At 72.2% G+C, this 12,229-nt stretch carries 10 protein-coding genes and 1 tRNA gene; 7 read left to right on the top strand and 4 right to left on the bottom strand.

Translation table 11 applies throughout. The annotated features are described in order from the left end of the window. Window positions 1-50: 50 nt before the first annotated feature. Both KK097_RS15915 and KK097_RS15910 read left to right on the top strand, forming a co-directional pair. Window positions 51-124 (top strand) — tRNA-Leu (locus KK097_RS15915). 285 nt (window positions 125-409) lie between these two features. Beyond that, window positions 410-1,750, top strand: coding sequence for a threonine/serine exporter family protein (locus tag KK097_RS15910; RefSeq protein ID WP_214545403.1), 1,341 nt, complete (start codon window positions 410-412; stop codon window positions 1,748-1,750). Between the two features lie 182 nt (window positions 1,751-1,932). Here the strand turns inward: KK097_RS15910 and KK097_RS15905 are convergent, their stop codons facing one another. Then, a complete protein-coding gene (locus KK097_RS15905; protein WP_214545402.1) occupies window positions 1,933-4,317 on the bottom strand; it encodes an Ig-like domain-containing protein in 2,385 nt (794 codons plus the stop codon). 217 nt (window positions 4,318-4,534) lie between these two features. Between KK097_RS15905 and KK097_RS15900 the strand changes: the two genes are divergently transcribed. Both KK097_RS15900 and KK097_RS15895 read left to right on the top strand, forming a co-directional pair. Further along, a complete protein-coding gene (locus tag KK097_RS15900; RefSeq protein ID WP_214528961.1) occupies window positions 4,535-5,116 on the top strand; it encodes a LemA family protein in 582 nt (193 codons plus the stop codon). A 19-nt stretch (window positions 5,117-5,135) separates the two neighbouring features. Continuing rightward, window positions 5,136-6,035 (top strand): M48 family metallopeptidase, encoded by a 900-nt coding sequence (locus KK097_RS15895; RefSeq protein ID WP_214545401.1) that lies wholly within the window; start codon window positions 5,136-5,138, stop codon window positions 6,033-6,035. 4 nt (window positions 6,036-6,039) lie between these two features. Here the strand turns inward: KK097_RS15895 and KK097_RS15890 are convergent, their stop codons facing one another. Further along, on the bottom strand, window positions 6,040-7,341 hold the full coding sequence (locus tag KK097_RS15890; protein ID WP_250896823.1) for a winged helix-turn-helix domain-containing protein: 1,302 nt from the start codon (window positions 7,339-7,341) through the stop codon (window positions 6,040-6,042). A 92-nt stretch (window positions 7,342-7,433) separates the two neighbouring features. On the opposite strand from KK097_RS15890, the gene KK097_RS15885 reads away from it, so the two are divergent. Beyond that, window positions 7,434-8,693, top strand: coding sequence for an AI-2E family transporter (locus KK097_RS15885; protein WP_250892837.1), 1,260 nt, complete (start codon window positions 7,434-7,436; stop codon window positions 8,691-8,693). Window positions 8,694-8,741: 48 nt separating this feature from the next. Then, window positions 8,742-10,001, top strand: coding sequence for a threonine ammonia-lyase (ilvA, locus tag KK097_RS15880; RefSeq protein ID WP_111096026.1), 1,260 nt, complete (start codon window positions 8,742-8,744; stop codon window positions 9,999-10,001). A 218-nt stretch (window positions 10,002-10,219) separates the two neighbouring features. Here the strand turns inward: ilvA and greA are convergent, their stop codons facing one another. Then, complete coding sequence (greA, locus tag KK097_RS15875; RefSeq protein ID WP_214528963.1) at window positions 10,220-10,708, bottom strand: transcription elongation factor GreA; 489 nt, start codon at window positions 10,706-10,708, stop codon at window positions 10,220-10,222. Between the two features lie 71 nt (window positions 10,709-10,779). Further along, window positions 10,780-11,271 (bottom strand): DUF4307 domain-containing protein, encoded by a 492-nt coding sequence (locus KK097_RS15870; protein ID WP_214528964.1) that lies wholly within the window; start codon window positions 11,269-11,271, stop codon window positions 10,780-10,782. A 19-nt stretch (window positions 11,272-11,290) separates the two neighbouring features. On the opposite strand from KK097_RS15870, the gene mca reads away from it, so the two are divergent. Next, window positions 11,291-12,181 (top strand): mycothiol conjugate amidase Mca, encoded by an 891-nt coding sequence (mca, locus tag KK097_RS15865; protein ID WP_214528965.1) that lies wholly within the window; start codon window positions 11,291-11,293, stop codon window positions 12,179-12,181. Window positions 12,182-12,229 lie beyond the last annotated feature (48 nt).

Below are 12,229 nucleotides of genomic sequence, written 5' to 3'. Positions count from 1 at the left end.
TCACCTGCGACGGGTGGCCGCCTTCGTGCATCGGTAGGCTGTTGCGGCCCGCCCCCGTGGCCCAATCGGTAGAGGCACGCGACTTAAAATCGCCGAGTTGTGGGTTCGAGTCCCACCGGGGGTACCGCCGAGACCCGGCACGCGCACGGCGCGGCGCGGCGCCCGCCGCGTGCCGCTGCGAAAGCGACAGAACTCCGCGAACAGTTCGCGTCGTCCTGTCGCTCCGGCCGCACAGACCGAGCGCTGGTCCTGCCATCTGTCGCTTCGACGGTGCGGTCGGGTCGCCCTGGGCATCGGACTGGAGGCGCGGGACCGGCCCGCCACGTGCCTCCCGGCCCGCGGACCGTCGCCTTCCCGCGAAGACGGCCCGACGCCACGACCGGCTCGCAGCCCAGTAGCATCGACGATCGTGGTCGGACTCGGAAGCGCACTCGCCAACCTGCAGAACGCCCTCCGCCGACCCGAGGCCCACGTCGAGGTCGTCGACGGCGAGAGCGTCCCCGTCGGCATGCTCCTCGGCACCCTCGGAGCCCTGCTCCTCGACGCCGGCAGCTCCGTCACCGACGTCCGGTCGGCGCTCGAGAAGGCCCGTGACGCCGCGGGGGTCGGACCGACGCTCGCGATCGGCGTCCTGCCCGCCCTGGTGATGGTGAGCGAGGTGTCGACCGGTGCGGCCACGATCGTCAACGCCGAGGGCGTCGAACTGTCCTCCCGTCAGGCCGCCCGCGCGAACCGCGTCGTGCTCGGCCTCGAGAGCGGCTCCATCGCCCTCGCCGAGATCCCCGCCCGCGTCCGGGCCATCCGCGCCGGCACCGTCCCGCCGCCCGCCCTGCCGTGGATCCTCGGCAACGCCCTGACCTCCGCCGGCCTCGCCGTCGTCTTCCGCTGCCCGTGGTGGGCGATCGTCCTGGCGCTGGTCGTCGGCGCCCTGGTCGGCGTGATCGGCCTGCTGCTCCGGCGCTTCCGCGAGGCCGTCGCGATCATCCCGTTCCTGGCCGCGTTCGTGTCGACGGCGATCGTCGGCCTGGTCGCGGCGGGCACCGGCTTCGAGCAGGTCCCGCTGTTCGCGGTCTGCGCCCCCGTCGCGGTGTTCGTCCCCGGCGCGCTCATCACGAACGCGCTCCTCGAGCTCACCGCCGCCGACATCGTCACCGGGTCCTCGCGGCTGGTGCAGGGACTCATCATGCTCGGCTTCATGGCCGCGGGCATCGCCTCCGGCAGCTCCCTGACCGGTCTGCACGTCGACCCGTCCTCGGCCGCGCTCGTCGGCGAGGTCGCCGGGGTCGGCACCGACCTGGCCGGGTGGGAGTCCGTCCCGGTCTACTGGGTGTCGTGGGTCGCCGTCGTGGTGCTGGCGGTCGGGCTCGGCCTGGTCTTCCGGTCCGGGTGGCGCCTGACGCTCGTGTCGGTGGCGGTCATGGTCACCGCCTACGCCGTGGTGAGCGTGACGACGCCGCTCTGGGGCAGTGTCGTCGCGACCGGCGCCGCAGCGGCGCTGTTGTTCGTCGCGACACGGTTGCTCGAGCGGCTCGTGCCGGCGATCCCGGCGACGGTGTCGTTCTTCCCGGCGTTCCTGCTCCTCGTGCCGGGGACGGTCGGGCTCGTGGCGGTCGCGACCTTCGACCCGGAGGCCCTCGCGACCCCGCTCGCGACCTTCGTCAGCCTGTGCATCGGCACGAAGATCGGCGGGCTCCTGCCCGGCCTGTTCGCCCGCAACGCGCCCCGGCGCGCGGTGGACGCGACCGGCTGACGGACCGGAGGCCGATGGCGACGCCGCCACGGGCCTCCCGACCGTCACCCGGCCAGGTGTCGGCCCTGCTCCGGCCCGGTGAGCCGGCCGTCTGCCCCGTCAGCCGCGGTCTTCGTCCTGGAGTGCCGGTCGTCCGGCAGGTCACGGATCCGCCGACGGACGGCCTGGAGGCTCGGTGCGGCTCAGGCGCCCGTCGCCCGTCGCGCGGTGCGCGCCCAGACCATGGCGGCGATCGCGGCCGCCACGCAGGTCGCGGCGATGCCGACGAGCAGGGCCGGAGCGGCGTGTGTGCCGGTCGTGCCCGAGTAGACGGCGGTGGTCAGGGCCACGGCGACCACCGCGAGCGCGACGTACCGACCACGGGAGGCGGCGAGGAGCGCGCTGCCGGCGGACCCCGCGACCGGCAGCAGGGTCGCGACGACGGCACCGAGGCCGCCGACGCACAGGGTGATGGCGAACTCCGAGCCGAGCGACACCCAGAAGCCCCCGCCGGACAGGAGGCTGTGCAGCACCCAGCCGACCGCCGCGAGTCCGAGCAGGGCCAGGACCCGCCCGGTCGCCCCGCGGGCGCTCTGGGCTATCCCGGACCCGAGGCGGAGCGGGCCGGTCCCGAGGTCGGGGCGGGCGGACGGCACCAGGACGACCCCGACGATGAGGGCGGGGGAGAGGTCGGCTGCACGCGTGATGCCGCACGCGACGAGCGCCGCGAGCACGAGCCACGGCGACACCCGGAAGCCGACGGTCCGGTGGTCGGCTCCGGCTGCCCAGCGGGTCGCGAACACGACCGCGGCGGTGAGGACCGCGGTGCCGAGCAGGACGGCGATCGTGAGTCGGACGTAGCGGGCCTCGAGTTCGACACCGACGCCGAGCAGGGTGCAGAGCGCGGCGACGGACACAGCGATGGCGATGGATGCCCAGGTCGGCAGGACGTCGTCGCCGCGGGCACGGTCGGACCGGGAGCGGTTCCGGCCGAGGAGCCCGGCGAAGGGTGACCGGAGGCGGCCACGGGAAACGGCGGCGACGAGGGCGAGCGGTGCGGCGATCAGCACGAGGAAGCCGGCGGCGACGGCGGTGGCGATCAGGACGGTGCGCCAGGAGAACGCGGCCTGGATGGTCGGGACGGTGCGGTCGTAGGTGGTCGCGGCGGTCCAGTCGCCGGCGGGGCCGGACCAGTCCGGGTGACCGCCGGACCTGCCGACGCCTGCCGGGGCGCTGCCGCCGGTGCCGGGGCTGCTGCCGGTGCCGGCTGCGGTTCCGCCGTCGTCTCCGCTGCCCTTGCCGGTGTCGCCCCCGCCGCCGTTCGCGTCGGTGCCGTTCGCGGCGTCGCCGTCGCCCGAGTCGCCGGTGCCGCCGTCGTTGTCGGTCACACCGGGGGTCCCCGCCGAGGCACCCGACTCAGGCGTCGAGGCGCCCGGCGTGCCGGGGCCGTCCGTGGCGTCCGGCGTCGCCGTGCCGGGCGGCGCCGAGGTGGTCGACCACACCGTGACCCGCACGGCTGCCGAGGACCGCGAGTAGTTGCCCGCGGGGTCGTGCTGCGTCGCGGTCAGCTGGTGCCCGCCGGTGCGCAACGTCGACCCCGCGGTGGAGCACGACCACGAGGCATCGGCCGCGACCACGACGCCGCACACGGGAGCCCGGTCGACGTACACCGTGACGCGGGAGCCGGGCTCGCCGGTGCCGCGCACCGTCGTCGCGCGTGCGCCGATCCGCTGGCCGTCGTCCGGAGCCGTGATGCGCGGAGCAGCCGGGGCGGTGCGGTCGACCGTGATCGACACGGGCGCGGAGGCAGCGCTCCGCAGGTCCGACCGGTAGCCGCGGGCGGTGCTGGCCGTCTGCGTAGCGGTGACGGTGACCCGGCCGTCGGCACGGGCGCCGAGGGCCGCGACCCACCGGCCGTCGGCACCCACGCGGGCGGTCTGCTGCGTCGAGGAGCCGGACACCGACAGCGTCACCGTCGATCCGGGGTACCCCGTGCCCGAGACCGTGCCGCCGGTGGGGCCGCCGGCCACCAGGGTCGGCGGGACGATGACGTCCGAGGCCGGTGCGCTCGCGGTCGGGAGGGTCGTGGCGACGAGGTCGCGCACCGTGAAGACCTGCTGCGGGCCCGAGCGCACCGTGCCGAGGCAGGCCCACGAGCCGTTCGACCCCACCCGGGTCGTGCACCCGGAGGTTCCGGCCGCTGCCGGACCGGTCACCTGGACCGCGTGCCCGGGGGTGCCGGTGCCGTGGAAGCGGGTGGTGCCCGTCGTGACGTCGCCGGGGTCGGCGATGGTGGGACGCACGGCCGGACGGGTCGGTGTCGGCGTCGGAGCGCCCGGTCGGCCGGTGCTCGGCGGGGCGATCTCGCTCGGCGCCGGTGTGGCGGTGGGAGTGGTGCCGGCCGCGGCGACGGCTGGGGCTGCGACGGTCGGAGCGGCTGCGCCTGCGGCGGCGGCCGGAGCGGCGACGGTGCCGAGGAAGGTCGCTGTGAGGAGCATCGTCGCCGCGGCGAGCAGGGCGGAGCGGGGACGACGACGGGGGCCGTCGCCCCCGACGGCCCCGTCCACGTTCTCCCCGCGCGCGTTCACCGGACCCATCCCACGGGCTCGGCGGCCCCGGGTCAATACACCTCGCGGATGAGGTTGCGGATCGGATCGCAGTCCGAATGCCCGGTGTGCGTGACTCGGGAATCGCCCGTGAACAGTGCTCACGGAACGGAGGACGGTCAGCGCGTCGATAGACTTCACGATGGCCGTTCAGGCCATCGCAGCACCGCGGATCCCGACGCGCAAAGGAGTACGCCCCATGGACACCGGACTCGTCACGACGCTCATCGTCGTCGGAGTGGTGGTGGTCGTCCTGGTGATCATCGGGATCTACCTCTGGGTGACGTACAACTCGCTCGTCACGCTCAAGGTCCGGGTCGACGAGGCCTGGAGCGACATCTCGGTGCAGCTCAAGCGGCGCGCCGACCTCATCCCGACGATCGTCGACACGGTCAAGGGGTACGCCACGCACGAGAAGGCGGTCTTCGACGACGTCACGAAGGCCCGCGCCGAGACGCTGAGTGCCGGAGACGCGGACACGGCCTCCGCAGCCGAAGGACACATGCAGAAGGCGTTGAAGAGCGTGTTCGCGGTGGCCGAGGGGTACCCGCAGCTGCAGTCGAGCCAGAACTTCCTGCAGCTGCAGTCCGAGCTCGTGGACACCGAGGACAAGATCCAGGCCGCCCGTCGCTTCTACAACGGTGGCGTGCGCGAGCTGAACACGAAGATCCGGGTGTTCCCGAACTCCACGTTCGCGAAGAACCGCGGCTTCACCGAGGCGCCGTTCTTCGAGACGAACGAGCCGGCGGCCATCGCCGAGCCGCCGCGCGTCCAGTTCTGACCCCAGCGTCGGAGCCGACGTGTACAGCGCCATCGCGCGGAACAAACGGAACACCGTCGTCATCGTCCTGGTCTTCCTGCTGATCATCGGCGGGCTCGGGTTCCTCGGCGGGTACCTGGCCGGCAACGTCTCGATCGGGTTCATCGTCCTCGTGGTCGCCCTCGGCTACGCGGTGCTCCAGTACTTCCTGGCGGCACGGCAGGCCACAGCCATCGCCGGCGGGGTCGAGATCGACCGGAACTCGGAGCCGCGCCTCTGGCGGACCGTGGAGAACCTCGCCATCGCGACCGGCATGCCGATGCCCCGGGTGTTCGTCATCCCCGACCCGTCCCCGAACGCCTTCGCCACCGGCCGTGACCCCGAGCACGCGGTGGTGGCGGCGACGACCGGACTGCTCGAGCTGATGGACGACCAGGAGCTACAGGGTGTGATGGCGCACGAGCTCGGGCACGTCCGGAACTACGACATCCGGGTCTCCACGATGGTCTTCGGTCTCGTCGTGGCCGTCGGACTCATCGCAGACGTCCTGCTGCGCATCTCGATCTTCGGCGGCCTGTCCGGCGGACGGAACCGCAACTCCGACAGCGGCGGCGCCAACCCGGTGCTGCTCGTCGCCGGGATCGTCGCCGTCGTCGTGGCACCGATCGCGGCGGCCGGCGTGCAGGCCGCGGTGTCCCGGCAGCGCGAGTACCTGGCCGACGCGACGGGGGCGATGACGACCCGGTACCCGGAGGGGCTGGCCCGCGCGCTCGAGAAGCTCGGCGCACACGGCCGACCGATGCAGACGCAGAACTCCTCGATGGCGCACCTGTGGATCGCCGACCCGATGCGCCCCGGGGTCATGGACCGGCTCTTCTCGACGCACCCGCCGTTGCCCGACCGCATCGCGCGCCTGCGGGCCGACGCCGACCGCTTCTGACGGCTCAGCTGGAGGGGCCGGCGGCCGCGACGTCGGCTGCGCTCTCGACCTCGGCTGTTCCCTCGACCTCGGTTGCGTCCGCGTCGTCGGCGGACACGTGCGGCACCAGCGGCAGCCCGAGTGCTCCGGCGACGGACGCCGCAGCGGTGCCGCGGTCGGTCACCTCGATTCCGCCGAGGCCCTGCCAGGCCGCGGTCCGCCGCAGGGTCTCGGCGAGCCGCTCTGCGTCGAGGTGCTCGCCGGGTTCCTGCCATGCGGTCCGGATCCGGAGCACCCCGCGCTGCCGGTCGCTCTTGAGGTCGATCCGACCGACGAGCCGGTCGTCCTGCAGCACCGGGAGCACGTAGTAGCCGAACACCCGCTTCGGTGCGGGCGTGTAGATCTCGATCCGGTAGTGGAAGCCGTACATCCGCTCGGCCCGGCGCCGGAACCACACGACCGGGTCGAACGGGCTGAGGACCGCATCGGCGCTGAGCTGCCGGGGGACCCGAGCGCCGACGTCGAGCCAGGCCCGCTCGCCCCAGCCCTCCACCTGCACCGGCACGAGCTCGCCGGCGGCGGTGAGCTCGGCGATCGCGGCCGCGGTGTCGTCGGCGCGCAGCCGGTAGTAGTCCGCGATGTCCGCACGGGTGCCGACGCCGAGCGCACGGGTGGCCCGGCGCACGAGCTCGAGCACCGCATCGGTGCGTGGCGGGGCGGTCTCGAGGAACCCGGCGGGCAGCACGTGCTCGGGCAGGGCGTAGACCCGCTCGAACCCGGCACGTCCGGCGCTCACCGCCTCGCCCCAGCGGAACATCTGCTCGAGCCCGAGCTTCACGTCGCTCCAGCCCCACCAGGGACCACGTCGCACGTTCGACTCGTGCTCCACCGCGCTCGCCGGCATCGGCCCCTCGGCGCGGAGGAGCGCGTGCAGTTCGCGTCGGACGGCAGCGGTCCGGGTCACCCCGTCGACCCGCGTCGGTCCGGCGTCACGCTCGCGCAGGGCGTCCATCCGCCACCGGAACAGCCGCAGGTCGTCGCGGGGGATGAACGCGGCCTCGTGTGCCCAGTACTCGGTGTACGGCCCGGAACGACCGAGCGTCAGCCGGTCCAGCGTGGTCCGGTCGTAGGCGCCGAGGCGGGCGAACAGCGGCAGGTAGTGGCTGCGCTCGAACACGTTGACGGAGTCGATCTGCAGCAACCCGAGCCGCCCGAACGCGGTGTTCAGGGTACGGGTCGAGACGGGGTCCGTCGACGGTCGCCCGAACCCCTGTGCGGCGAGTGCGACCCGGCGGGCCTCGGCGGCGGAGAGCGTCGACCTGGGCATGCCGCGACGCTACCGAACGCCGCCGACATGAGCGTCCACGAACGTATGCCGCATCTGGCACCTGACGGGAGGCACATCGCTACACTCGGGCCATGGCATGGGGAAGCAAGCAGACACACCCCGACCCCGTGGTCGAGGAATCGGTCCCGATCGGCGTCCGCATCGCCGGTGCGTGGTCGTGGCGGGCGCTCGTCGTCGTCGGCGTGATCGCCGTCTTCATCTGGCTGGTCACGGTCTTCAGCGAGATCCTCATCCCGTTCCTGGTGGGAATCGTGGTCTCGGCGCTCCTGGTCCCGGTCTCGAACTGGCTGCAGCGGCACCACGTGCCGAAGTGGCTCGCCGTCGTGCTGAGCCTGCTCAGCGGCGTCGCGGCCCTGGGGGGCCTCATCTGGCTCGTCGTCGACCAGATCGTCGCGTCGTACCCGTCCCTGCGTGACCGGACGATCGACCAGTACGCCAACATCAAGGACTTCGTCCTCAACTCCGGGTTCGGCATCAGCCAGTCCGACGTGAACGGCTGGCTCGACGACGGCACGAAGTGGTTGCAGGACAACTCCGCTTCGATCCTGTCCGGGGTCGCCAGCGCCGGCTCGGGCGCGACGCACGTGTTCGCGGCGCTCTTCATCACCCTGTTCACCACGATCTTCCTGCTGATCGACGGCAAGAACGTCTGGCGCTGGTCCGTCCGCCTCTTCCCGAAGAAGGCCCGCGCGGCGGTCGACGGTGCGGGTGTCGCCGGCTGGATCACCCTGACGAGCTTCATCCGGGTGCAGATCTTCGTCGCCTTCGTCGACGCGGTCGGCATCGGGCTCGGCGCCTTCATCGTCGGGCTCTTCTTCGGGGGCATGCCGCTCGTCATCCCGATCGCCGCCTTCGTCTTCCTCGGCGCCTTCATCCCGGTCGTCGGTGCCATCGTCACGGGCTTCCTGGCGGTGTTCGTCGCCCTGATCTTCAACGGTCCGCTCGCTGCGGTCCTGGTGCTCGGTGTCGTGCTGCTCGTCCAGCAGATCGAGGGGCACATCCTGCAGCCGCTCGTGATGGGCAACGCGGTCAAGGTGCACCCGCTGGCGGTCGTCCTCGGGGTCACCGCGGCCTCCGGTCTCGCCGGCATCGCGGGGGCGTTCTTCGCCGTGCCGCTGATCGCGACGCTGAACGCCATGGTCACCACCATCGCGAGCGGACGCTGGCGGCGGCTCGACTCCGACCACGTGCTCGAAGCGACGCCGAAGCGCGGGCAGCACGGGCAGATCCAGTTGCTGCGCTGGCGACGGCACAAGGTCGGTGACGACGTCCCGGCTCCCGGCGTGGACGCCGGGCCCTCCGCCGAAGAAGGCACCGCCAGCACCAACTGAGCGTCACACGAGTTCGCCGCCGGGCCCCGGAACGACGATGATGGGGGAGTGACCGACACCAGCGCCTCCCCGCACACGCTCACCGCGATCCCGACCCTCGCGGACATCGAGGCGGCGCGCGAGACCATCAAGGGCGTCGCGCGGGTGACCCCGATGGAGACGTCACAGTTCCTCGCCGAACTGCTCGGGTCCCCGGTGCACCTGAAGTGCGAGAACCTGCAGCGCACCGGTGCGTACAAGGTGCGCGGTGCCTACAACCGGCTCTCCACCCTCTCTGCAGAACAGCGTGCCAAGGGCGTCGTCGCCGCGAGCGCGGGCAACCACGCGCAGGGCGTCGCCCTCGCCGCCCGCGAGCTCGGGATCCCCGCGACGATCTTCACCCCGGTCGGGGTCGCCCTGCCGAAGCTGCAGGCCACCCGCCACTACGGCGCCGACGTCGTGCTGCGCGGCCACTCCGTGGAAGAGGCGTTGAGCGCCGCGAAGGACTTCGCCGCGCACACCGGTGCCGTGTTCATCCCCCCGTTCGACCACCCGGCCGTCATCGCCGGCCAGGGCACGCTCGGCCTCGAGATCATCGACCAGGTACCGGACGTGGACACCGTGGTCGTGCCGATCGGCGGAGGGGGCGTCATCTCGGGCATCGCACTCGCCGTCAAGGGCATGGCCGAGCGACTCGGCCGGCCGATCCGGGTGATCGGGGTGCAGGCGGAGAACGCCGCGGCGTACCCGTCGTCGATCACCGCCGGTGAACCCGTCACCATCACCACGAAGCCCACCATCTCCGACGGCATCGCGGTGGCACGGCCGGGGGACCTGAACTTCCCGATCATCCGCGACCTGGTCGACGACATCGTCACCGTCTCCGACGACGACACCGCCCGCGCTCTGCTCGTCCTGCTCGAGCGCGCCAAGCTCGTGGTCGAGGCAGCGGGGGCCGTCGGCGTCGCGGCGATCATGTCCGGGGCCGTTCGCGACACCGGCCGCACCGTGGTGCTGCTGAGCGGAGGCAACATCGACCCGCTGATGATGGAGCGCGTGATCACCCGCGGCCTGGTGGCGGCTTCCCGCTACATCGGCATCCGCATCATGCTCCCGGACCGTCCGGGCCAGCTCGCTCGCGTCGCGCAGGTCATCTCCGACGCCGGCGCGAACGTGGTCGAGGTGCTGCACACCCGCCACGGGCAGGGTCTGGTCATCAACGAGGTCGCCCTCGACCTGTCCATCGAGGCGCGCGGCCCGGAGCATGCGCAGGAGGTCATCCAGCGACTGCACGAGGTCGGCTTCCGTCCGGAGCTCCTCGAGCACTAGTCCGCGAGGGGCGGACGCGACGATGTCGCTGTCGTACGACAGCGTTCCTGTCGCTGGTGCGCGCGTGCAACTGTTGCGGCCGCGTGCAAGCGACTTCGTCGCTGTCGTGCGACGTCGACGGTGTCGTTCGGCGTCCGCCGCGCGGCCGCACGACCAGCGGACAGACGGGAGGCCCGTGGCGGTGTCGCCACGGGCCTCCCGTCTGCAGTGGGCCGGGTCTACGGCTCGTAGCGCTCGATCTTGACGACCTCGACGGCGATCTCCTTGCCGTTCGGCGCCGTGTAGGTGGCCTTGTCGCCGGCCTTGAGGCCGACGATGGCCGCGCCGACGGGGCTGACCGGGCTGTAGACCGTCAGGTCGGAGCCCTCGGCGACGATCTCGCGGCTGCCGACCAGGAACGTCGACTCGTCACCGGCGATGACCGCCGTGACGACGGTGCCCGGCTCGACGGTCCCGTCGAACGCGGCTTCGCTCACGGTGGCGTGCTTGAGGAGCTCGGTGAGGACGCGGATGCGGGCCTCGATCTTGCCCTGCTCGTCCTTCGCGGCGTGGTAGCCGCCGTTCTCCTTGAGGTCGCCCTCTTCGCGCGCGGCCTCGATGCGGCGCGCGATCTCGGCACGGCCCTCGCCGCTCAGCTCGTCGAGCTCCGCCTTGAGACGGTCGTGCGCCTCCTGGGTCAGCCAGGTGACCTGCGTGTCGTTGCTCATGTTCTGTCCCTTCGACCATGAAAAAACGAGACCGGCCGAGTGGTCGGTCTCGAGAGGCGAATCAGGACAGTCTAGGGAATCCAGCAGTCGTGGATCAAGCCGGTCACGCCCCGGGTCGTCGTGGTGACCTGCGTGGAGATGCTCCGGCTGCGCTGTTCGGACGCCGGCACGGTGATCTCCTTCCATCCCACGATCGAGTAGCCCTTGTCGAGGACCTGCACGGCGCACTTCGCCTCGACCCCCGGGTCGACGGACACCTGCGAGTGGACGACGGTGCTGTGCTCGGACAGCACCTCGTACCCGATGACGTCGTGGTCGAGGCCGCGGTCGGACTGGTCGAGGCCTGCCCAGATCACCCAAGCACCGAAGACCACGACGACGGCGATGGCCGCGACGATCGCGATGAGGCGGCTGCGGCGCCTACGGGCCGGGGTGCGGCCGTAGCGCTCGTCGAGGGTGGCGGTCTGGTGCTGTTCGGACAGTTCGGGGCTCCCGGGGTGGATATCCTGATCCCAGGGTAGTTCACGCCATGCTGTGCGCTGCCCGCGTCCGACGCCGCTCACCCGCAGTGAGGAACCCCACGTGCCCTACCGTCTGCTGGCCGTCCACGCCCACCCCGACGACGAGTCGAGCAAGGGTGCCGCGACCGCCGCGAAGTACGTGGCCGACGGGCACCAGGTGCTCGTCGTGTCCTGCACCGGTGGCGAGGCCGGGGACATCCTGAACGACCAGCTCGGCGAACCCGCGACGAGCCGCGCGCACCGCGACATGGCCGGGTACCGCCGCACCGAGATGGCTGCCGCGCAGCGAGCGCTCGGCATCGACCACGTGTGGCTCGGCTACCACGACTCCGGGCTGCCCGACGCCGAGAAGGGCGAGACGGTCCGACCCGGCACGTTCTCGACGGTGCCGCTCGAGTACAGCACCGAGGCCCTCGTCCGTGTGGTCCGCCGGTTCCGCCCGCACGTGCTCGTCACCTACGACGAGAACGGCGGCTACCCGCACCCCGACCACATCCGCACGCACGAGGTGTCGATGGCCGCGTGGACCGCCGCCGCCGACCCGACCGCGTACCCCTCGGCCGGAGCACCGTGGTCGATCGCGAAGCTCTACTACGAGCGCACGATGAACCCGCGCCGCTTCAGCACCATCTTCGAGGCCCTCCAGGAGCGCGACCCGGACAGCCCCGCGGTCGAGCAGCTGCGCGAGTGGGTCGAGCGGTTCGCCGACCGACCCGACCTCGCCACCACCCACGTCGACGTGCACGAGTACTTCGACCAGCGCGACGCCGCCCTCCGCGCGCACGCCAGCCAGGTCGCCCCGGACAGCGCCTTCTTCTACTGGCCGAACGACCTCCTCGCGACGGTGTGGCCGACCGAGGACTACCAGCTCGTGGAGGCCCGTGTGCCGACCGAGCTCCCGGAGACCGACCTGTTCGCCGGGATCCCAGCCGACAAGGAACCGACCTCGTGAGCACCATCGCGGCGGCACTCGCCGCCACCCCCAGCCCCAGCCCCAGCC

It is taken from the genome of Curtobacterium flaccumfaciens (assembly GCF_018598405.1).
Lineage (GTDB): Bacteria > Actinomycetota > Actinomycetes > Actinomycetales > Microbacteriaceae > Curtobacterium > Curtobacterium aurantiacum.
This window is presented reverse-complemented; position numbering and strand designations above follow the sequence as displayed.